The sequence below is a fragment of the Sphingobacterium paludis genome (assembly GCF_004364125.1).
In the GTDB taxonomy this organism is placed as follows: domain Bacteria; phylum Bacteroidota; class Bacteroidia; order Sphingobacteriales; family Sphingobacteriaceae; genus Sphingobacterium; species Sphingobacterium paludis.
The window spans coordinates 293,419-313,987 of the sequence record NZ_SNZV01000007.1 but is presented as its reverse complement, the minus strand read 5'-3'; the positions used below and the strand labels follow the sequence as shown (position 1 = coordinate 313,987).

17 protein-coding genes and 1 tRNA gene are annotated in these 20,569 nt (G+C 44.5%); 5 read left to right on the top strand and 13 right to left on the bottom strand.

All coding sequences use genetic code 11. The annotated features are described in order from the left end of the window. Positions 1–57 precede the first annotated feature (57 nt). The 4 genes from B0I21_RS15460 to B0I21_RS15445 form a co-directional block, all read right to left on the bottom strand. Positions 58–1,257: a hypothetical protein gene (locus B0I21_RS15460; protein ID WP_133641377.1), complete on the bottom strand. Its 1,200-nt coding sequence runs from the start codon at positions 1,255–1,257 to the stop codon at positions 58–60. A 106-nt stretch (positions 1,258–1,363) separates the two neighbouring features. Then, positions 1,364–1,768: a hypothetical protein gene (locus B0I21_RS15455; protein ID WP_133641376.1), complete on the bottom strand. Its 405-nt coding sequence runs from the start codon at positions 1,766–1,768 to the stop codon at positions 1,364–1,366. Positions 1,769–1,968: 200 nt separating this feature from the next. Continuing rightward, the gene (locus B0I21_RS15450; RefSeq protein ID WP_133641375.1) at positions 1,969–3,123 is read right to left on the bottom strand and encodes a hypothetical protein; all 1,155 of its coding nucleotides are present in this window, start codon (positions 3,121–3,123) and stop codon (positions 1,969–1,971) included. Between the two features lie 184 nt (positions 3,124–3,307). After that, positions 3,308–4,429: a tyrosine-type recombinase/integrase gene (locus tag B0I21_RS15445; RefSeq protein ID WP_166637871.1), complete on the bottom strand. Its 1,122-nt coding sequence runs from the start codon at positions 4,427–4,429 to the stop codon at positions 3,308–3,310. A gap of 55 nt (positions 4,430–4,484) precedes the next feature. Here B0I21_RS15445 and B0I21_RS15440 point away from each other — a divergent pair. Beyond that, positions 4,485–4,554: transfer RNA gene (locus B0I21_RS15440), tRNA-His, on the top strand. 76 nt (positions 4,555–4,630) lie between these two features. On the opposite strand, the gene B0I21_RS15435 is transcribed toward B0I21_RS15440, so the two are convergent. Then, complete coding sequence (locus B0I21_RS15435; RefSeq protein WP_133641373.1) at positions 4,631–5,362, bottom strand: GntR family transcriptional regulator; 732 nt, start codon at positions 5,360–5,362, stop codon at positions 4,631–4,633. Positions 5,363–5,596: 234 nt separating this feature from the next. Here B0I21_RS15435 and B0I21_RS15430 point away from each other — a divergent pair, with 234 nt between their 5' ends. The 3 genes from B0I21_RS15430 to B0I21_RS15420 all read left to right on the top strand — a co-directional run bounded on the left by B0I21_RS15430 (position 5,597) and on the right by B0I21_RS15420 (position 11,375). Next, a complete protein-coding gene (locus B0I21_RS15430; protein ID WP_133641372.1) occupies positions 5,597–7,438 on the top strand; it encodes a class I mannose-6-phosphate isomerase in 1,842 nt (613 codons plus the stop codon). Between the two features lie 58 nt (positions 7,439–7,496). Further along, positions 7,497–8,888, top strand: a complete 1,392-nt coding sequence (locus B0I21_RS15425; RefSeq protein ID WP_243836160.1) for a sugar porter family MFS transporter — start codon at positions 7,497–7,499, stop codon at positions 8,886–8,888. A 135-nt stretch (positions 8,889–9,023) separates the two neighbouring features. Then, positions 9,024–11,375 carry a GH92 family glycosyl hydrolase gene (locus tag B0I21_RS15420; RefSeq protein ID WP_133641371.1) on the top strand — a complete coding sequence of 784 codons (2,352 nt, stop codon included), beginning with the start codon at positions 9,024–9,026 and terminating at the stop codon, positions 11,373–11,375. Positions 11,376–11,442: 67 nt separating this feature from the next. Here B0I21_RS15420 and B0I21_RS15415 read toward each other — a convergent pair whose 3' ends face one another. Next, positions 11,443–12,753, bottom strand: coding sequence for a GH36-type glycosyl hydrolase domain-containing protein (locus tag B0I21_RS15415; protein WP_243836158.1), 1,311 nt, complete (start codon positions 12,751–12,753; stop codon positions 11,443–11,445). Positions 12,754–13,152: 399 nt separating this feature from the next. Between B0I21_RS15415 and B0I21_RS15410 the strand changes: the two genes are divergently transcribed. Continuing rightward, positions 13,153–16,308, top strand: coding sequence for a GH92 family glycosyl hydrolase (locus tag B0I21_RS15410; protein ID WP_166637870.1), 3,156 nt, complete (start codon positions 13,153–13,155; stop codon positions 16,306–16,308). A gap of 34 nt (positions 16,309–16,342) precedes the next feature. Here B0I21_RS15410 and B0I21_RS15405 read toward each other — a convergent pair whose 3' ends face one another. From B0I21_RS15405 to B0I21_RS15375, 7 genes are all read right to left on the bottom strand, one after another. After that, entirely contained in the window at positions 16,343–16,726 is a 384-nt protein-coding gene (locus tag B0I21_RS15405; RefSeq protein WP_133641370.1) for a nuclear transport factor 2 family protein, read from the bottom strand. 3 nt (positions 16,727–16,729) lie between these two features. Further along, entirely contained in the window at positions 16,730–17,281 is a 552-nt protein-coding gene (locus B0I21_RS15400; RefSeq protein ID WP_166637869.1) for a DUF1697 domain-containing protein, read from the bottom strand. 7 nt (positions 17,282–17,288) lie between these two features. Continuing rightward, on the bottom strand, positions 17,289–17,747 hold the full coding sequence (locus B0I21_RS15395) for an SRPBCC domain-containing protein (RefSeq protein ID WP_133641368.1): 459 nt from the start codon (positions 17,745–17,747) through the stop codon (positions 17,289–17,291). 9 nt (positions 17,748–17,756) lie between these two features. Beyond that, complete coding sequence (locus B0I21_RS15390) at positions 17,757–18,581, bottom strand: VOC family protein (protein WP_133641367.1); 825 nt, start codon at positions 18,579–18,581, stop codon at positions 17,757–17,759. A gap of 69 nt (positions 18,582–18,650) precedes the next feature. Continuing rightward, a complete protein-coding gene (locus B0I21_RS15385; protein ID WP_133641366.1) occupies positions 18,651–19,172 on the bottom strand; it encodes an SRPBCC family protein in 522 nt (173 codons plus the stop codon). 314 nt (positions 19,173–19,486) lie between these two features. Beyond that, positions 19,487–19,930 (bottom strand): VOC family protein, encoded by a 444-nt coding sequence (locus tag B0I21_RS15380; protein WP_133641365.1) that lies wholly within the window; start codon positions 19,928–19,930, stop codon positions 19,487–19,489. A 47-nt stretch (positions 19,931–19,977) separates the two neighbouring features. Further along, positions 19,978–20,484, bottom strand: coding sequence for an SRPBCC family protein (locus B0I21_RS15375; protein WP_133641364.1), 507 nt, complete (start codon positions 20,482–20,484; stop codon positions 19,978–19,980). Positions 20,485–20,569 lie beyond the last annotated feature (85 nt).

Below are 20,569 nucleotides of genomic sequence, written 5' to 3'. Positions count from 1 at the left end.
ATGGGGTCTGTTGTTTCATGACCGTATCGTTTGAATAATTAAATATAAATAATCTTATCAAATTATTCCATTGACACAGTTCGCGTTACAGTCTCTTAGAAATCGCGAATAAGAAATACGATTTAATGCTTCCGTCAGTGTTTCTTTTGACCCATCGTTGGTACTTACGTCTCGTAGAGATTGAATCGTTTTGTACGTTTCGGCACAACCCTTTAAATATGCTTTAGCCTCATTCGGTGTTCTGTAGTGTATCTCGGTATCGTGATTTGTGATGTAAGTTAAAGATGCTAGGTCAATACCACGGAATCTACCAGGAATTTGTATAAGATCGGAATACGGATCTATCATAGTGTGCTCTGCGATTTTAAGATCGGTGAGCATAATTACATGTGGTTCTGTAACGACGTTGATATCTACTGCAGAATAAAACCTACTTGTAAGAAAGTTATACTTTTTAAACTTGCGCTCGTCTATGTCATAATGAACAGTTGTATTGGCGCTGCTCTTAACTTTTTCGGCACTGTTGCTTGAACAAAATATTGCAGATTGCTTCTGTATCTCCAATTGTTCTATGACGGACATAATACCGATGGTACTGTTGAAGAAGATAAAGATCTGCTCGTCTTCTTTCAATGTAATATCTTCGTGCAGTAATTTTTTCAGCGCAGCAAACGGATTGTTGGTCTGCACCAAGTCTAATTGCTTAGCGTAGTCAAAATCGGGAACTACTTCCAATATCTCGAAGTTCTGATTTTCGAAGCGTGGATCGCTGGGTATTGTGGCTGTTGCTGATACAAAAGCTTTCGACTCGAACTTAAAGAAGTCTTCCATAGGTAGGATGATATCCTTGCGAAAGTCCACATCTTTGCTTGTGCGGTCGCATTCATCAAACATCAAGAAGAATTCTTGGTACATATCCATACCGGCCTCTGCTATTGCCTCCTTCACCTTTTGAAATGATTCAGGTGTAGTCATGATCTTTTTATACTTCACCTTTGGGTCTTTCAGGTAATTGACGATCTGCGGTAGATAGACTCCTTCATATACACCAAGTATCTTTCCTTTGTGTGATTTCTTCTTTCCCTTAATCACTGGTACGTTCGGCTCTATAATTATGGAGTGTCTGCGCGTTATGATTTCTAGGTGAGTGGCGCCAACACCAGTCAAAACCTTTACTAAAATACAATTGGACGGAATGCAAGCGAGTATGTCTTGTAAGTGTTGTTTTTTTCTTATTACAATAAATATTCTTCTCATTTTGATGCTTTTGGACATAGGTGTTCTATACACCTAGGGTGATAAATTTCGATTACTTTGAATGTTTTATTAAGCTCAGAGGGGCGCCTCCCCTGAGCGTTTTAGTTTATGCGTTATTTTGAGACGCTTTCTCTTTCAGTACATGGAGATCGAGCTCGACCCTTTTTCCATCCATGATGTAAGTTTTTATGATCTTTTCTACTCCTTTAAAAGCATATAGTTTATAGCCACTACTGCCATTTTCAGAACGAAGTACAACGTGGTAATAAGGTTTCTTCGTGTTTTTGTTTTCTGATGGCAGTATCGAAATATGCAAGGGATACCGTTGCTTCATCTGTTCGAAAAAAGAATGAAGCTTGATGTAATCATAGTTGTTCATTAATTTGCAATCCTCTATGTATTGTTCCTTTGAGGTTACACCATCGTCGTAGCTATCTTCTAAAAAGAAATTTTCGTTATGAATTACTGGTAATTCCTCTGCTGTCTCATTTTTTAAAAATGGATTTTCCATATCTTTCGTATATTAATATTATAAAATATGAGGATACGACCAAGAGCGTTATCTAGAATACTAATTGTTCAAATCTTATTTCCTCGTTTGTTGTTACAAAGATATGGTGTATTCTAAGGCACTAGGGAAAATGGAAAGCTTAAATAAAAAAGAAGCATTCCGTTCCAGAAATTGGTCCTTGTGAATTATGATAGGTATGTTTACATCTCTGCCTTAATAATGGTTTCGTTACTATCGTTCAATGATACTCTCAAGGGGCTTTTTATACATCTATGAAACTCGTTGAAATTTGTCACAAAATCTGGATACCTCTCATTTAGTTCGGACACAGAGCAGGACTTTTGTAAATAGTCTATAATGTCCCAATCGGTCACATGTTCTAACTTTCCTTCATGAGTAATAGCAGAAGGGCTTAGGTTTCTTATAAAATCACCTATTTGATCCTTATTTACTTCTAAAGTTTCTTCAGCTATCTTGTTGTTGCTTAGTTTATCTGTGGAGATAAAGCCAAACTTTGCTAATAAATGGTAGCATAATAGTCGAAGCGTTCCAACATTAATCTGTTTGTTACAGATTGTTAGTCTTTCATCGTAAGTGTATTGTTGTATGACATTAATCAAGAAGCTCTGATAGTTTCTAAATCTTGACTGCTCGGGCATCTTTCCTCGACTCCTTTGATTGGTTGTTATTTTACTTAGTTCGCTCTCTATTTCTTCGACCGTTATCGTATCAGCGTTACGGCAGAAATAAAAGAAGCCGTCTACGTACTTATTGTTGGAGTAAGATAATAGCTGCATAAAGTTTGTAATGGCTTTATATGAAATGTATTTAGCTGTTGAGGTATCTGTGAACTCAACATTTTTAGCAGAATTTATGAGATTTTTTCCTTTGCCTGATTTACGTTTAACGTCGTTTATCTTAAAGATTACGCTTAAGTTAGCATAACCAGTATCGCGTATCTTTAGAAGCTTCAAAAGGTTTTCAATATTTATTTTTGCTTCTTCGCTGTAGTGTTGCTCCACACGTTCCGTTTCGAAACCAAATGAAAGGTCTTGCTCGTGACGGGCTACTCTGTTGCGGAAATCTTCGGTGCGATACTTATAGACCATGTAAAATAATGTGTCGAACTTTATCTGTTCCTCCTTTGTAAATTTGCTCTCATCAAATATCTCGATGGTTCTCTGTAAGTCTTTGTCTAATAATTCAAAGTGCTCAACTTCAATTTCTTCTGTTTCGTCAGCTGTTGCAGGTTCTCCTTCAAATCTTGATAGATGGCTATATTTATTAAGCAGAGCTCGATCTATTTTTACTGTGCGTTTGACTTTTCGCGGTTCGATATTTAACGTTGTTTTCATGGCATTGTTTGCTAAGGACATAATAAAATCTATGTTTATACATGGATATATCGTGTCTTTGTTTTTTGCTAATTTCTGCTTGAAAGTTCGGTAAAAACAACGAGAAGCCAAATTGATGTAGGTGGTACTAGTTGCTTTAATACAAGAAAGAGACAGCCTGCTTTGACTGTCTCTGTAATTTGTTTTATAACTCAGGCATCACATTTTTGAGTTCTTCGACGTTGGTGACACCCAAACCTCTAAGATATTTTAGTGTTACGATCATATCTGAATGTCCGAGTAGTTGCTTAAGGAGATGCAGATCCTTTGATTTCTTATAGACGTTTACAGCTGCCGTATGCCTAAAAGAGTAGATTGTCTGCTTTTCTTCAAGAATGTCTAATGCAAGCATCTCTTTGTATAATCGCGACCACGCTGTCTTGAAATAATATTCATTGTATGGCTGCGTTTGGTTGGAAAAGAGATTTTCATTCTTTGCCAGACTATTTACACGATGATAGATTGCTTTACGCACATATTCTGGTATAAGCACAACTCTAACCCGTCCGCTTTTATTCTCTTCACCTGAAAGGTGTATCTCGGTACAATCTGCTTTGAAGTGCCTCGCTGTAAGGTTTCTAATTTCTATATGTGGACGTAATAAACAGCCATAGCTAAGCAAGCAGCAAATATAGAGGTTTTCGTTTCGTTGCTTTAAATGCTTTAAGACGCTTTTCAACTGAGTTTGAGAATAGACCTTATGTAGCGATGCCCTTAGCTTCAATCGATCAGTTTGCTTTAATAGGTCATGTCTTAAATATCCTTTACCCTTTAGATAACCCAGTAACGATCCTAATTCACGTCTTTTAGCCATATAGTTGTTATGGCTTGTTTTATAAAAGTCAAGGTAGGATTGTATTCTATTAACATTTAAGTGATTGATGTCAGACTGTATTTCTTTCACTGTTAAGAAGTTTAAGAATTGATGACAATTTCTCTCCAATGCTTTTGCGTAATGTGGATTCAAGTTGTTCGATATCTTTTGGTTAAGTGCTTTTAACATCAACGTCTCTGTGTTCTCCAGTTGATCTTGCGGTGTTGCAATCAATCGTTGATAGGTGCCGTCCTCGAGGCGTTTTCTGAATTCATACTCTAAGTTTTTAAGAAGTGTCGAGCGCTCCTTTACCGTTTTGGCTTTGTTAGGTTTGATATTGACATTAATACGATTACCGTTGTATTCTCTATAGCGAGTGCCGTCAATGGTGATTGATATGAAGCTTCTTTTGGTTAAATCTGTGAATGATATGGAAATCTCGTAATTATGCATTTGTCGCATTTTTTGTCTCACGAATAATTTTAAAAATATAAATATCTGATTATCATGTCTTTTTGCGGTTAGAGCACTAGATTGTGGTTCTAGGGGTCGTGGGTTCGAGCCCCATTACTTACCCAGAAAATAGAGGTCCAGAAGGCCTCTATTTTTGTTTTATGGCTTTTTGACCATGCGGCCACTGATGATTAATGCTGATTATCCCTCCCGTCTGCTCTCAATCGTATATACAAAGCTATCGGCGCGGTAATAGCCTAAGTTGTACTCTACAGGGCGATCGGCTTGATCAAAGACAAAGCGTTTTCGCAATAAGATCGGGCTGCCTACTTCGATATCCAGTTTTTCCGCAATAAATTTATCGGCCATGCGTGCGCTGATTTCCTCTTTCGATAGGTTAACCCGTACAGCATGCTCCTGCTCTAGGATCTCGTAAAGAGGACGTTTAAAATCCTCTTCGCCGGTCATCCCTACACGCGGATGGAAATAAGAAATAAAGTAGACGAATGGACCTTCCGTACGGCCACGAAGACGTGCTAACTTTAGTACCTTTTTCTGCGGATCAATGTCAAAAAAATGCGCGAGCTTTTCATCAGGAAATTCCCAGCTGATATGTAGCTCGAAGTTTTTAATTGGAATATTACGCGCCTCCATCTCTTGGGAAAAGCTGAGCCAATTATTAGACTTTGAACTCACCGAGGCTTCTGCTACGCGCGTACCTACGCCTTTCTTTCGAATGAGCAAACCTTCGTAGACCAATTTATTCAGCGCCTGCCGCAATGTAGTGCGCGAGATAGCTAGCTGTTTCGCCATCTCGACCTCATTGGGCAAAAATTTTGTTGCATAAGCGGGGTCTTTGATCATCTCGCGGATGAGTTGCTCCGCTTGGATATGCAACGGTATCGGACTCTTATGATCTATTGAAAGTTTCATGTTCAACGTATTCTCTTTTTCTAAACTAAGTCTGCATACAAATGTATGCAAAAAGGCGAAGATTGTTCGAAAGTCTCTACATAAAGGCGCTTCTGCCAATCCCGATTAACACGGGAAATATTCGTTTGCACGTCCTGCAAAGCACAATACCTAATTTTATCGTCTAAATCAAACAAGCAGTTGTTTATATGTTCATATGTATGTACATTTGTTTTTGATAATCATTTATAAACAATGGAACTAAAAACGAAGGCTGTCTCGACAACGGATACAAGCATATGGCGACAAAGCGGAGAACGCTTGCTACCCAATGCCGTAGAACAGGGTGTTCAGCGAAAGACAAGTTATGATATTTATCCTTTTCACAGCTTAGGAGCGGGAAAAATTGCTGACCATCGGGCGTTGGCCGATTGGATCATTGCGCAGGGAACAGTCCTGCTGGATGGCTATGTCGGTGTGTTTTGGAGCGAAGTCGAATCGCTGCTGCAGCAGGAATTTGACCAACGAGCTGTTACGGTACGTTGGGTGCGGACGCAAGACTACATCAAGAAGGACGACGTGCTGGAAAAGATGGTAAGTCCTTTTTTAGGTGCCGCAGATAGCGTATGGGGTACAAAGACGACCCTCCAGCTGAGCGACTTTTTCGAAGACGGCTATCGAGAACAAAAGCCAGCTATTGATGGCGAGCTATGCATCGTGATTGGGATGGGGGCGGCTCTTTTGCCGTGGGATGTGCCTGTCATCTACTTGGATATACCAAAGAATGAAATCCAATACCGCATGCGGGCGGGGGCGATCAACAATATCGGGAGTGTCAAGAGGTTAACGCCTACAGCTATATACAAGCGCTTCTACTTCGTAGATTGGGTCGTATTAAACGATTATAAAGCACAGATAGCTCCCCGCATATCGATTGTGGCGGATGCCCAACGAGTCGATAGCTTGCACTGGCTTTATGCCGCTGATTTAAGAAATGCCTTGCACGAGATGGGGCAATCGGTTTTTCGTGTGCGGCCTTGGTTCGAGGCTGGCGCTTGGGGCGGCCATTGGATGCAAGAACACATTGATGGACTTAATAAAGACGAAGTAAATTACGCTTGGTCCTTTGAATTGATCGTGCCAGAAAACGGATTGCTGTTGGAGAGTAGCGGTAAACTGGTCGAAGTGGCTTTTGACTGGCTGATGTTATTTGAAAATGAAGCTGTGTTAGGGAAACATGCGTCCGTATTTAAAACAGAATTTCCGATCCGGTTTGATTTTTTGGACACCTTTGATGGGGGAAACCTTTCGATCCAGTGTCACCCTAGCTTACCCTATATTCGCAAGCATTTCGGCGAAAGTATCACCCAAGATGAGACCTATTATATTCTCGACTGCAAACCGGACGCACAGGTCTACTTGGGCTTTCAAGAGGATATTGATCCAGTTGCTTTCCGGAAAGCCTTGGATGAAAGCCAGCATGTACAAGAGCCTATGGATATCGAACAGTATGTCCAGGTACTTCCGGCAAAAAAACATGATCTGTTTTTAATCCCGAACGGCACGGTGCATAGCGCAGGCAGCAACAACCTCGTACTGGAGATCAGTGCTACGCCTTATATTTTTACGTTTAAGATGTACGATTGGATGCGTCTGGGATTGGATGGAAAGCCCCGACCAATCAATATAGCACACGCTTTTCAAAACTTAAATTTTGATCGAAAAGGCGAGGAGGTCGGCAAGACACTATTGTCCAGACCTTATGTGCTACAGGAAGGAGCGGACTGGCAGCTTATTCATCTGCCAACCCATGCTGATCACTTTTACGATGTCCACCGATTGGAATTTGATAACGAGATCAGTGTCGAGACACAGCATGTTTGCCATGTGCTGATGCTGGTCGAGGGAAGCACTATTGTTTTAGAAACCCAAGATGGTACAACCAAGCAATTTCAGTATGCGGAGACTTTCGTTATCCCGGCCGCTGCGGGAAGCTACAAACTGCGTAATGCTGGGCAAGGCCGTGCGAAGGTAGTTAAAGCTTTTGTTAGGGACAATGTAGACAAATACTTATTTAACAATAAAGAAAATGATTAGTATGCACTGGTATTCGCGATGCTAGCTCATATCGTTTAGAACTTTGTAAGCCTTTCTTATGATACATCAAAAACCAATACCCCTACTTTTTATCACGCTGATTGCTTCGCTAGGAGGTCTGCTTTTTGGCTTCGACATGGCCGTTATCTCGGGCGTATTGCCTCTTGTGAAGCAGCAGTTTTCGTTAACCGCTGGTGAGGAAGGATGGTTTGTGTCCTCTGCCTTGCTGGGCTGTATTATTGGTGTCGTATGTTCCGGCGAAATGAGCGACCGCTGGGGACGAAAAAAGCCGCTCTTCCTCGCCGCCAGCCTGTTTATCGTATCGGCGCTAGGCTGTGCGTTAGCACCCGACTTAGCAAGCGTCATCGTCTTTCGGATACTGGGTGGTGTTGGCATTGGCATTGCGTCCAGCGTGGTGCCGCTTTATATTTCTGAAATTGCACCGGCAGATCGTCGCGGTCGACTGGTTACGTATTACCAATTTGCCGTGACGCTGGGTATTCTACTGGCCTATCTTAGCAATGCAGCACTGCTCGGGGATAGGGTGATCGCACAGCTTCCTATATGGTCTGAATCAAAATTCGTAAGCGAACTTTGGCGACTGATGTTAGGGATAGGGGTGTTGCCGGCCATTCTTTTCTTTGTGGGACTGCTGTTTGTGCCCGAAAGTCCGCGTTGGCTTCTGCAACACAAGAAGATCAAGGATTTAAAATCCGCTGCGGAGAAATCGGGCAGAGATCCTTCTTTGACGAACACCTCGGTTGACGCTATGAGCGCGGAAGCGGGGATAGGCGGTCATTACAAAGATCTTTTTGCGCCGCCGATGCGCAAGGCCTTGTTAATTGGTATTTTACTTCCGGTGTTCTCCCAATTTAGTGGGATCAATGCGATCATCTATTATGGCCCTACGATATTGGGCAATGCCGGGATATCGTTGAGCAATTCCTTGCTCAGTCAAATTATTTTTGGCGCGGCCAATATGTTTTTTACCTTGTTTGCGATTTGGAAAGTGGATCAATGGGGCCGCAGGCCGCTTTACCTCTGGGGTACGGCAGGAGCCGCGGTCTCCTTGCTCGCCACAGGCTTTTGTTTTTACATCGGTGCGGTGTCTAGCGTTTGGCTGTTGTTGTGCGTATTGCTTTTTTTAGCCTGCTTCGCCTGCTCCATCGGTCCGCTAAAATTTGTGGTTGCCTCCGAAATTTTTCCGAGTGCGATCCGTGGGCGCGCGTTGGCACTCAGCGTGACCATCATGTGGGTTGCCGATACCGCGGTAGGGCAGATCACACCAATCTTGCTGCATAAGCTAGGCAACGCTGGTACATTTTGGGTTTTTGCGCTCTTCTGTGTTGCTGCTTTCGTCATGGTCTATCGCCTGCTTCCGGAAACAAAAGGCAAGTCTTTGGAAGAGATTGAAGCCGACTGGAAAAGTACTGCAGGAAGGCGGCATTAAAGTGATGCATATAGCGAGGCCGTTAAAAGTGGAAAAATATACGATCTACCCTATTTCTTACGATGGTATTGGTGTTGAACTTTTAGATGATTTTAAATAGCTTAAACCTTTGATATAATTGATGATAACCCTATTATGATAAACAAACGAATCAAAACAATACTGCTATGTTGCTGCTCGTTGCTGCTATCCACGCAACTCTATGGGCAGGCCGGCCGGGATTTGCTGCATTACGTCGACCCCCGCATCGGAACGGCACATTGCCGTTGGTTTTATTTCACGCCAGGCGCGAGCCCTTTCGGTATGGCCAAGCCTGCACCATCTACAGATGCTTCCTACGGAAACAAATCCGGTTGGGAGGCTGTAGGTTACGATGCGCGACACCACTCCATAGAAGGCTTCGCAAATTTCCACGAATTTCAGATAGGAGGTGTTGTCTTTGCGCCGTTGGTCGGCGCGTTGAAAACCACCCCTGGAATCTTAGAAAACCCTAATGCTGGATACCGGATGGTTTTCGACAAACGCGATGAGGTGGCCAGCCCAGGCTATTATTCGGTTTATTTTCGGGAGGAGGGGATACGCGCCGAGCTGACCTCAACCAAGCGGGTCGCTTTTCATCGGTATACCTTTCCCGAAACAGAAGAAGCGCATATCCTGTTTGATATTGGGAACCAGCAGGGCGAAAGCGGGCCGGTGGACGATGCAGAGGTTTACTTGACGCCAGAAGGGCGCATCGAAGGCTACGTAGCTACGTTGCCGGCATACGTTCAAAAATACCAACCGGGCGCGGCGGTTAAAATGTTTTTTTCGGTTGAGCTGAGCAAGAAGCCAACCGCCTTCGGGGCGTTCCGCGGCGCGCGCATTGCGAAAGGCGAAAAGTCTAGCCAAGGAAAGGGCGCGGGGCTTTACCTGCAATTTTCAACAACGGCGCAGGAAAGCGTCACCCTAAAGGCGGGGCTGTCCTACACCTCGGTGGCCAATGCGCGGAACAATCTACAAGCGGAAGCCAACGAACTCTCTTTTGATGGAGCTCGGGCGAATGCGGAGGCCGAATGGGCGGCGCACCTCGATCGCATTCGCGTGCACGCGAATAACAAAACGGATATGACAAAGTTTTATACCGGCCTGTATCACGCGCTTTGCGGTAGAGGGCTTGCGAGCGATGTCAGTGGTGCCTATCCAAAAAACGATGGAACTATCGGGCAGATTCCGCTCGACGCAAACAACAAACCGATGCACCAGCACTATAATACAGATGCCATTTGGGGCGCTTTCTGGAACTTAACCCAACTTTGGACGCTGGCCTACCCCGAATACTATTCCGACTGGGTAAAAAGCCAGCTGCTGGTTTATAAAGATGCCGGATGGCTAGGCGATGGTATTGCCAATAGTCGCTACGTATCGGGCGTGGGGACGAATTTTGTGAGCTTAGCCTTGGCATCGGCCTATGCTTCCGGTATTCGCGATTTTGATGTGGAGCAAGGATATGCCGCAGCTCTAAAAAATGAGATTAAGCATGAAGGCCGCCCGTTTGGTGCCGGAAAGAGCGACGTGGATAGGTTTATACAATATGGCTACGTGAACCATCTGGATGAAGGTGCCGGCCCCGACGAAGGCTGGCGTTTTTCAGCCTCGCATACCTTGGAATATGCCTTCAGCAGTTATGCGGTAAGCCAATGGGCGAAATTATTGGGTAAGAAGAACGACGAGCGCCAGTTGACTCGTCTTGCCGGCGCCTGGAAACATATTTTTGACAAAGAGTCTCATTTCATGCGACCCAAAGATGCAAAGGGTAATTTTATTAGCGATTTCAAACCAGAAGAAGCGTGGCGAGGCTTTCAAGAAGGCAACGCTTGGCAATACAGTTTTTACGTGCCCCATGCACCACAGCAGTTAGTAAAAGCCATAGGCCGCGATCGATTCAATCATCGGTTAGATAGCATTTTTTCGGTATCACAGCAGAGCAAATTTGGCGGGGGAACCACGCTTGACGCGTTTTCTGGATTGGAGGGGCTATACAACCATGGTAACCAACCCAGCCTACATATTGCTTGGCTGTTTAATTATTCAGGGAAACCTTCGCTTACGCAAAAATGGGTACGCCAAATTACCCAAGAGTTTTATGGTGCGGATGAGATCCACGGTTATGGCTATGGGCAGGATGAAGATCAAGGCCAGTTAGGCGCGTGGTATGTGCTTGCTGCCATGGGCTTGTTTGATGTGAAAGGCTTTACCGATCCACAAACACAGCTGGGTATTGCTGCGCCACTTTTTGATTCCATCCGGATTAAAGGTAATCCCTCGTACTTCAACGGACAGGATTTTGAGATCGAGGTATTGGATAATGAACCGGAGAACCCCTATGTACAATCGTTCATCCTCAATGGAGAAAGATTGAAAGCGCCGTTTTTAAAACTTCACGATGTGCAACAAGGAGGGCGATTGGTTATCCAAATGGGCAGTGCCCCGAAAGATAAGTACAAGTAGGTAAGTGGATGTGTTTCCTTTGACCGCCTCTCGTTGCAGCCAAAGGAACACGACTTTCCGGTCGTTGTTAGTTGCTGCCTAGTGCGGCTTTTTTTGTTTCCAGTTCTTGTAGTGCTGACCACAGCACGCCCGCTTCGCCCCGGAAGCTCGAAGATCCTTTAGGTTCGTTGGCCGGTGTGTACCACTCGTAAAAGCCGTTGTTCTTGATCACGCGATCGAGCATGGGGTAAAGCGCTTCTTCCGCTTCTTTGATAAAGCCATAGCGAATTAGTTGACTGATCATTCGCCCGCCAAACCAAGTCCAGTCGCCACCATTTTGGTAGGAGTAGGGACCCATGCCTTTATTTTGGAACGATCCCTCGGGATAGGTAGGGTACAGTGTTAAGCCGATGGTTGCAGCATTCGCTAGTTTTACATTTTCCTGCATACGTTGGTAGGCATGCAATACCTGTTCTTTAGTAAGCAAGCCCGCTTCTATAGCTACAGCTGTTCCGCCGTGATAGTAAACCGCAGATTCATCAAACGAATCCGGAAAAGGCGAGCCATCCAGGTAAATATGCGGAATGTATTTTTTTGCATTTTCGTCCCAAAGGTGTTTTTCGATATTTTCTTTGATGCTGCCCTTAACCTTAGTCCATCGATCTGCTTGCTGAGCATCCAATGATGCTATTTCCAAAAAGTCCTGTATCGCTATCATAAACATAGCATTGTCGTAGATATCAATCGCCAGATGCGAGTTTTCGTCGAGTACCACACCCCAGTCGTGTTCGGGTTGTACATCTCCCCAATCGGCGGTGGTAGCGCCCCATAATAACCCATATTGTTTATTGAACCGTTCGTTCAACAAGAAATTCAATGCTTTTTCCAACAGTTTCTGGACCGTATTTCCTGCTACCTGCTCTTGCAAAATCGCCGAGTCCCCGGTGGCGCGGATATATTTTGCGATGGCTTGAACCAACGAAGTTTCCTGATCGGTCTCTACCGTATTTTTATGTCCTAAATACTCCGGCGCCAATGCCGATCGGTAAAAGACGGATTCGCCGCTGGCTTTCGAAGCCGGCAAATAGCCATCCAGAATGCCGCCATCAGCCTGCTGAAATTGAAGAAAGCGGATCAAGTGGTTTCGAATTTGCTCTTTGTCATTGACTGTACAGCTTAGCGTAATAAACGTATTGAGGTCCCTGATCCAGACCTCCCCATATCCATCTCCGGCGGTGAAACCAGTTTTTATCAGCTCTTCAGCCATGGTTTTCACCTTGTCGCTCATGCTGTTGGGAATGGAGACTGGGTGTGCGGTGTGTGGAACGTCTTCCTGTGCCATCAGGCAAAAGGGGATAAAGAATGCAGCGAGCAAGCTGCGCAGTTTTGATGTGTTCATGTAACTAAGGTTTATCGTTCATACTTTACTCTTCAACACGGAGATGAAGGGTGTAATGTTTATATGTACAAACATAGTGACAAAATATATTCTTTTTGAATTTTTTAATGATTTTGTTATTGGGCTTTATCGGAAAGGCTTATCAAGTGAATTTTAATATATTAAATATTTGTTTTTCAGCTTATTGGTTGTAGATTTCCCGACGGTGTTTAGTAGGTGCGTGCTCATGAAAGCTGATCATCGTCTTCGATAGAACTTCAAAAATTTCATTGCACTTTCCAGTTTTTGTTTATATGTTTGTACATAATGATGTGCCAGATGCCAGCATATGGTGTACTATACCAGATGTGAGACGTGAACAGACTGCTGCAAAGCAGCCGCGCAGCTAATCGATAAACCATGATAAACGTAAATTCTTTTCCCCGGCTCTTGTGTGGCCTCTGTTATTTCTTGATCACATGCAGCCTGGGAATGGCGCAGGGGCAGCATGTATGGCGCATTGGCGATCAAGGCGGCAAAGCAATAAATTTTGCCCTCGCTCCAAATAAGTATGCGGACTTTCTGGCGCAGGATTTCGGTTGGGAAGATCGTTTTTTCCTGATCGGTAAATCAAATCCAAAAACGGACTGGCCCTATGTGCTGCCGGGGCCTGCAGATACTTGGGGCGGTACAGGGCCTACATCGGGTATTCGGTCGCACCAGCTCAACATTCTTTTCGAGCCAGCGTGGCCGTTACAGGATAAGGCCTACACCTTTGTGACGGATCTTTCTGCCTTCAATGGTAAAGATCCCGCAATGGTCAAGATTACGGTCAACGGTAAAGACTTTAAGTTTCAGCTGCCGCATACCGCGGATGACCGAGGGCTTGCCGGGGAGTCGTCGGGTGTGGTGGTAAAAAGTCTAGAAGTGCCCATTCCCGCTGCCCTGCTTCGCGAAGGAGGCAACAGTATACAGCTTACTATTCTGGCTGGCAGCTGGATCGTATTTAATAACCTGCGTTTGGAAGGGGCTGGTAAGATACGCCCGCTCGTTTCTGACGAGGCTTTTCTACGAGAGGTAAAAATGGCGGATTACACGTTGCAAAAAGGGAAGTCACGCGTGCAACCGTTGCTTGTCGACGTGGAACATCTCGCCGGAAGTCCTCTGCTTAGCGTGAAGATTGCGGGTAAGACGGTAATCAACAAGCAGCTGGATACGGGGCGATATGTATTGGAAGTGCCGATGCCTTTGGAAAAGCGGAACAGGAAATTGAATTGGCAGGTGTTTGTTTCGGGGAAGCTGCTGCAAGAAGGCGTAGCGAATACCTCCGAGCAGCCGCAGCGTGCGCAAGCCGAATACGTGGATACCCGAATCGGAACGGCGCATTCGCGTTGGATGATTGCGCCGGGGCCATGGATGCCATTTAGTATGGTGAAGCTTAGCCCGGACAACCAAAACGCCGGGTGGATGGCTGGTTACGATCCTACCATAGAAAGTATCGGCACATTTAGCCATATCCATGAATGGACGATGGCCGGTTTGGGCATGATGCCGGTCAATGGCGCAATGAAATACACGGTTGGTAGTCAGGATGACGTCAACAGCGGATACCGGTCGGACATTGATAAAAGCAGCGAAGAAGCGCCGATTGGTTACTACAAGGTGTTGCTTAAGAAATACAATATTCAGGCAGAGCTTACATCCACTACACGCTGTGGCCTGCAACGCTACACTTTTCCCCAAAATCAGCCGGGGCGGGTGATGATCGATTTGCAGATTCCTGCAGAATATGATTACAGCGTTAAGCAGTTCCAGATTAAGAAGGTCGGCGATCGCCGCCTTGAAGGTTTCAGTGTACAACAAACCAAGGATGCTTGGGCAGGTGGCGTAGACCAAGACTACACGCTGCATTTTGTTATCGAATTTGATCAGGATATTAAGCATGTTGGCGGTTGGGTTGACGGAAAGGAGCGCGCAGCAAATCAGTTGGCGGGAACGAATGTGCAGAATGCAGGCGCGTATGTAGAGTTTGATACCGAGAAACACGCTGTGGTGCAAGCGCGTTCGGGTATATCGTTGGTTAGTATCGAGGGGGCATCAACGAATCTTAGAACAGAAATCGAAGAACCTTTTGGTTGGGATTTTGATGCGGTGCGTCAGGCGCATGTAGCAAGCTGGAATAGTCTGATGGGGCGTCTACAGGTCTCTTCGGAAGATAGCCGGGAGAAATCACGTTTCTACAATAATATGTATCGTGCGCTCTGTAGCCGCAATACGTGGAGCGATAGCGATGGTTCTTGGGTCGACGCTACCGAGCAGGTGCAACGTTTTGCAGATCCAACAGATGTCGCGCTGGGCTGTGATGCGTTTTGGAATACGTTCTGGAACCTCAATCAGTTCTGGAACTTGGTGACGCCGGAGTGGTCGTCAAAATGGGTGAAGTCGCAGTTGGCTATGTATGACGCCAATGGCTTTCTGGCCAAAGGGCCGGCTGGTATGGAGTATATCCCGGTGATGGTTGCGGAACACGAGATTCCTCTGCTGGTAGGCGCTTACCAAATGGGCATCCGTGATTATGATGTGGATAAGGCTTTTGAAGCGGTGCATAAAATGCAGACCACGCCCGCGACACAGGTGGGAAAAGGGTTAGCGGGGAACGAAGATCTTGAACCTTATCTGCAATATGGCTATGTTCCTTACGATAAAGGCCGGTTTAGCAATAGCCTCGAATATGCGTATGATGATTGGACCGTTAGCCAGTTCGCTAAGGCGCTGGGTAAAAAAGATGTGTATGCCGCATTCGAAAAGCGTGCGGCTTCGTGGAAGAATGTCATTGATACGGTTACGGGGTTTGCTCGAATGCGTAATTCGGCCGGTGAGTGGCTACCCGATTTTGATGCATTCAAGTCGGGGGCCAATAAGCATTATGTCGAAGGCAACAGCTGGCAGTTGACGTATTTCGTGCCACAAGATGTGCGCGGACTTGCCGACTTGATCGGTAAACAACGCTTTATCGATCGGCTGGACTGGGGATTTAAAGAAAGCTACAAATGGCGTTTCAACGCGCCGAATGATGCCTACTGGGATTATCCCGTGATACAAGGAAATCAACAATCGATGCATTTTGCTTTTCTTTTTAATTTTGTTGGTAAACCTTGGTTAACGCAACAATGGAACCGGGCCATTATAGACCGTTATTATGGCTTTGACTTGGCCAATGCCTATCTGGGCGATGAAGATCAAGGGCAGATGAGCGCGTGGTTTATGATGGCCTCGTTAGGCTTATTTCAGACCGACGGTGGTTGTAGTGTTGAACCCCATTATGAGATAGCTAGTCCAATTTTTGAAAAGGTGGTTATCGACCTCGGAGAACGCTATGGTCGCGGAAAGAAATTCATTATCGAAGCTAAACATGCATCCAGAAAAAACAAATATGTGCAGCGTGCTTTCCTCAACGGGAAGCCATTGCACAGCTTTCAGTTTCCAGCGGCAGCACTCTTGAAGGGGGGAAGTTTAGAACTCGAAATGGGAAGCCAGCCGAATAAGCAATGGGGGCTGGAAGGCAATCAGAAATAGCTTCCCGTTCCTGGTCAAAACCTTAACAGAACTCCTATTTTCTAAGTTTTGAAATTGCCAGAGTTTTGATTTCCTTAATCTTTGCGTTTGCTGAGGTGGAAGTAAACGTGTAGAAATCGGCAAAGTGAATGATTTGCTTATCCAATTGCACTGTCCCGCGCGCTGAGCCTAATTTTCCATGCGAAAGAATATCTTCTACTTCCCACGACAATACTTGAAGATTAGCATGCTCGTTTATAAAGGCTGCTACTGCTTCATGGCCTGTGATAAATTGATCGGCCAACATTTCCCATTGAATGTCATCATGCATGTAACTTAATACTTTTTGGATATCGCCTGCCGCGAATGCGAGGTTAAAGTCAGCAATCAGTTGCATTTTAGGTGAATTTCCGCAGTAGCTTGGTAAGGTAGGTTTCATAGCTTATAAGTTTTCAGCAAGCTCCAGTAACTTTTGGTAGGTATTTAGGTTCCTGCCGGTAGCGATCACCTGGAGTTTCTTCTCAAAATAGTTGTTACTCATTTTTGCACGGGCTGCGCCATCTGGCAGGTAGAAGTATAAGATATTATCGACCACATCGAAAGTCTCGTTACCGTGATCCGTGGCTTTAAGTGTCGCGATAAGTGCCTTCTCAGGGGTTTTATCAAGCATGGTAATAAACAATCGGTTAGGTGCCAATTCGCCCTGCAAAGGGTTTACGCTAAGCGCCTTCTTTAACAAAGGCATGTCCAAGACAAAGGTCTCTACAGTTAGGCCAAACTGATCTTGGATCAAGGCCTTCACCTGACGCTGTATAAGCTCTGCCGGCGCAGCAGACCTTAGGAGGATATTTCCACTTTGAATGTACGTCGTTGCGTTTGAAAATCCAGCATCCTGTAGCTTTTGCCGTAACGCGGCCATCTTGATGATGTTTTTACCCGAAACATTCACCGCACGAAGTAAAATGATGTAAGGAATTTGGTTTTGCTCTTTCATGCTCTCATTATTGTTCTTCGTTTCGCATGAAATCAAATGCTCCCTTGCGCAGGTTGATCCCATATTCTAAATATGCTTTGAGACAAGCTAAGAAATTTGCCCAGCCACCCGTTTGTCTTTTCGCCTGCTCGATGCCGTCCGGTGTATTCTGCATTTCATGCTCCACAATCCGCACGATAGTGGAGTTATTGCCGCTATCGTTTAAGAAAATTTCCACAAGCTGGTTGGGCTCGCCGCCACTCCAGTCAAAGGAAATGTATGTATTGGTTACAATTTCTCTACCTGTTACAGGAAAAGATTCTGGAAATTCGGGAAAAGACCATTGCACAGTTTTATTGGTTTCTAGCATACCCGTCGACTGGCCGATAAAATAATTGCTCATCATAGCAGGGTCTATGATGGCCTGAAACACTTTGCTGGGTGTCTTTTGAATTTGAATCTCAGCGTTCGCTATTAATTTCGACATGACTATAAATTAGTTTATCAAATCTGCAATGTTAATCTTATTCATCCTCATTAAGGATTTGTTGGCTGCGGGGTTTAGCCGCAACAGTTCATCGATATTGTGCGGTACGATTTGCCAGCTGACGCCAAAAGGATCTTTACACCATCCACATCGACTCTCTTCACCATTTTTCGTCATTGCAGCCCAATAGTAATCAATTTCTTTTTGATCCTCGCATGGTATAACTAACGATAGCGCTTCGTTGAATGAAAAGGGCTTGCTATCAGGATTATCCGCCGCGATAAAGGTAAAGCCGTTTACCACAAATTGCGCTTGCAATATTTGTCCTTGCCTGTCGCCGTCGGGATAGGAAATGCTGCTCTGCTCTGTAAAATCCCTAAAAACAGATTTATAAAAGGCAATGGCTTCTTCACACTTTCCCTGCTGCGGGCCGCAAAAGAGCAGGGTTGGCACAATTACCTGATTGTTGACCTCTTCAAGCGAGCCCAAATACAACTGCCAAGACACTTTGTTTTTATCGTTAATCCATCCGTAGTAGGGGCTCCATGCGTAATTGTCCAGCGGCACTAACACTTCGCCATCGTCTAGAAACATCTCCCAAAGACGATCAATCTCTTCTTCCGTTTCACAAATGACCATGAAGGAGATGGCCGGATTTGGCGTAAAATATGGACCTCCGTTTATACCGATAAAGGGTACACCGTTTAATTTTGTGGAGATCACAACGGCGTTACTTTCGATAATTTGGCTGTCGGGAAATATCGACACATAATCTTGAAATGCTTCTTTGGCAGCGTTACGAAACCAAATAGCAGGATAAATAGTTCCTTTCATTATTGATCATAATTTATTGCTTTGGCAAAACCCGGTAAAGTCTGCAGCTTAGTCGCCGCGCAGTTCTAGTTATTGCTTCTCTAATATAGCCTTTAAATTTTGAAGACCAGCATCGAAATCTTTATTCATATCATAAAAAACATGCATAATATGGAAAGGGTAGGGCATTGTGCCATCAATTTCCCAGGTCACCAGACTTTGGGTAGGGCCGAGATCTTTGACGTCTATAAACGATGGATTTGCAACGTCCGAACCTTGGAAGTAAAGGTTCATATCAATACGCTTACCGGGCTCAATATGTGTTATTATTTGTTTTCCATCGCCTACCTTTTTGCTCTTCCATTCATAAGTAAAGCCCACGGCACCGTCGGTACCATTATACTTTTTCTCCATGTGCGGATCTTGTTTCGACCAGGCATCATAGTTGCCTTGATTTTTTAACGTCGAGACATAGGTAAATACTTCTGCACTGGGTCGGTCAATCGTAATTTGGCTACCTGCATGGAACGTTCTTGGTAAAAATAAAGCCACGATCAGAACGAGCGCTGCCAAGGCCACAATGGTTAGCAAAATGTACTTTAAGATTTTCATTAGGTATAACTTTTAATAGGTTTTATAGTATAGATAAGTTGTACTACCGCATGTTTACATGTCGTAGTATTTACTAAATGCAGTGCAAGATCCTCAAACTCCATGGGGAAAAGCTTACTCAGCTTTGAGCGCGTTAATATAGGCGATAGCATCGTATCAGCTGCAAATCCATCTGCTGATACGAATGGTGACATAATAAGCTTTCTCATCTCGTTACATTTTTTTTTGCTGAATCCTCAATTGCGAAAATTACAATAGAAAATATTTTGTATTTGTAAATGAGTATCTTGTGTGTAGTGGCCCGTTGTAATGGTTTAGGTCATTCTTTTGTTTCCTTCGTAATGAATCATCCAGCTTATGCCAAATTTATCTGTAAACGAAGAGAAACGTTCTGCGAAAAAGGTTTCCTCGAGATCCATTTCCATATTCTGCGCATCTACACTGAGCTTATCGTGCAAATCGCGCGCCTCCTCGATCGTATCGGTGTCTAGCATAATATAGGTACCCGTACCGAATACTGCCTTTTGCCCAAAACTTTCCACGCAATCCGATCCCATGAGCATCGTATGGTCGTTTATATGTATAGCCGTATGCATGATTTTATTCCTATCCTGTTCGGGAATGTTGAAGTTGGGATCTGCCGGCATATCGCCAAATCGATGGGTGCCCAATAGTGGCTTTTCAAACACGGTTTGATAGAAATTAAAGGCTTCTTCGCAGTTGCCGTTAAAGTTGAGGTAAGCATGTATTTTTGTCATGATTTCTAATTGTTTATCTTATTGAGGTAAAGAGAATATTAACTTTTTTAGATTTGCTTATTCTTGGCCAACCAGTCTTCTAGGTTATTTTGCCCCATCTCGAATCCTTCTCTAAAACCCATATCAACCAATTGGGATAAGTCCGCTGCGGACTTTGTACGAATGCGGTTTTCAACGCGCGTTCCTATTTCATTTTCACTGAATTCCGTGCGCCAGTTCATGGATGGCATATCGCCGGTAGGTTTGCCGTTTTCATCGCAAAAATTATCTTTTGCCTCAAAATAGGACAGCGGCTCGATCTCGCCATATGCGCAGTGGCTCCAAACCTTCTCGCCTTCAGGGCCATTCATACTGTAAAGCCATTCACCTCCTTCGCGGAAGTCCATACGCTTTGTGCTACATTTCCAAGGTGCGGGCGCCCACCACTCGTCTAATACAGGCGCTTCCGTCCAGGCTTTCCAAACTTGCTCCAGAGGCGCTGCATATTGCCGCGAGATGTGCACAGACTTTCCGTCTGCAGCTATCTCAAATTGCATGTTGTTCGTTCTTTCCATTGTGCTGTTATTTTCAGTTTACTTATGGTTGCTTTAAGAGCTTTTTTACATCGTTGAACAAGCCAAAGGTAGTTGGTTTGGACAG

Coding starts and splice junctions, on each gene's coding strand:
- B0I21_RS15380 (WP_133641365.1), bottom strand. CDS start 19,930: ATGACAAAAATACATGCTTACCTCAACTTTAACGGCAACTGCGAAGAA.
- B0I21_RS15420 (WP_133641371.1), top strand. CDS start 9,024: ATGATAAACAAACGAATCAAAACAATACTGCTATGTTGCTGCTCGTTG.
- B0I21_RS15385 (WP_133641366.1), bottom strand. CDS start 19,172: ATGAAAATCTTAAAGTACATTTTGCTAACCATTGTGGCCTTGGCAGCG.
- B0I21_RS15460 (WP_133641377.1), bottom strand. CDS start 1,257: ATGAGAAGAATATTTATTGTAATAAGAAAAAAACAACACTTACAAGAC.
- B0I21_RS15375 (WP_133641364.1), bottom strand. CDS start 20,484: ATGGAAAGAACGAACAACATGCAATTTGAGATAGCTGCAGACGGAAAG.
- B0I21_RS15435 (WP_133641373.1), bottom strand. CDS start 5,362: ATGAAACTTTCAATAGATCATAAGAGTCCGATACCGTTGCATATCCAA.
- B0I21_RS15405 (WP_133641370.1), bottom strand. CDS start 16,726: ATGAAACCTACCTTACCAAGCTACTGCGGAAATTCACCTAAAATGCAA.
- B0I21_RS15425 (WP_243836160.1), top strand. CDS start 7,497: ATGATACATCAAAAACCAATACCCCTACTTTTTATCACGCTGATTGCT.
- B0I21_RS15450 (WP_133641375.1), bottom strand. CDS start 3,123: ATGAAAACAACGTTAAATATCGAACCGCGAAAAGTCAAACGCACAGTA.
- B0I21_RS15390 (WP_133641367.1), bottom strand. CDS start 18,581: ATGAAAGGAACTATTTATCCTGCTATTTGGTTTCGTAACGCTGCCAAA.
- B0I21_RS15395 (WP_133641368.1), bottom strand. CDS start 17,747: ATGTCGAAATTAATAGCGAACGCTGAGATTCAAATTCAAAAGACACCC.
- B0I21_RS15400 (WP_166637869.1), bottom strand. CDS start 17,281: ATGAAAGAGCAAAACCAAATTCCTTACATCATTTTACTTCGTGCGGTG.
- B0I21_RS15410 (WP_166637870.1), top strand. CDS start 13,153: ATGATAAACGTAAATTCTTTTCCCCGGCTCTTGTGTGGCCTCTGTTAT.
- B0I21_RS15455 (WP_133641376.1), bottom strand. CDS start 1,768: ATGGAAAATCCATTTTTAAAAAATGAGACAGCAGAGGAATTACCAGTA.
- B0I21_RS15415 (WP_243836158.1), bottom strand. CDS start 12,753: ATGAACACATCAAAACTGCGCAGCTTGCTCGCTGCATTCTTTATCCCC.
- B0I21_RS15445 (WP_166637871.1), bottom strand. CDS start 4,429: ATGCATAATTACGAGATTTCCATATCATTCACAGATTTAACCAAAAGA.
- B0I21_RS15430 (WP_133641372.1), top strand. CDS start 5,597: ATGGAACTAAAAACGAAGGCTGTCTCGACAACGGATACAAGCATATGG.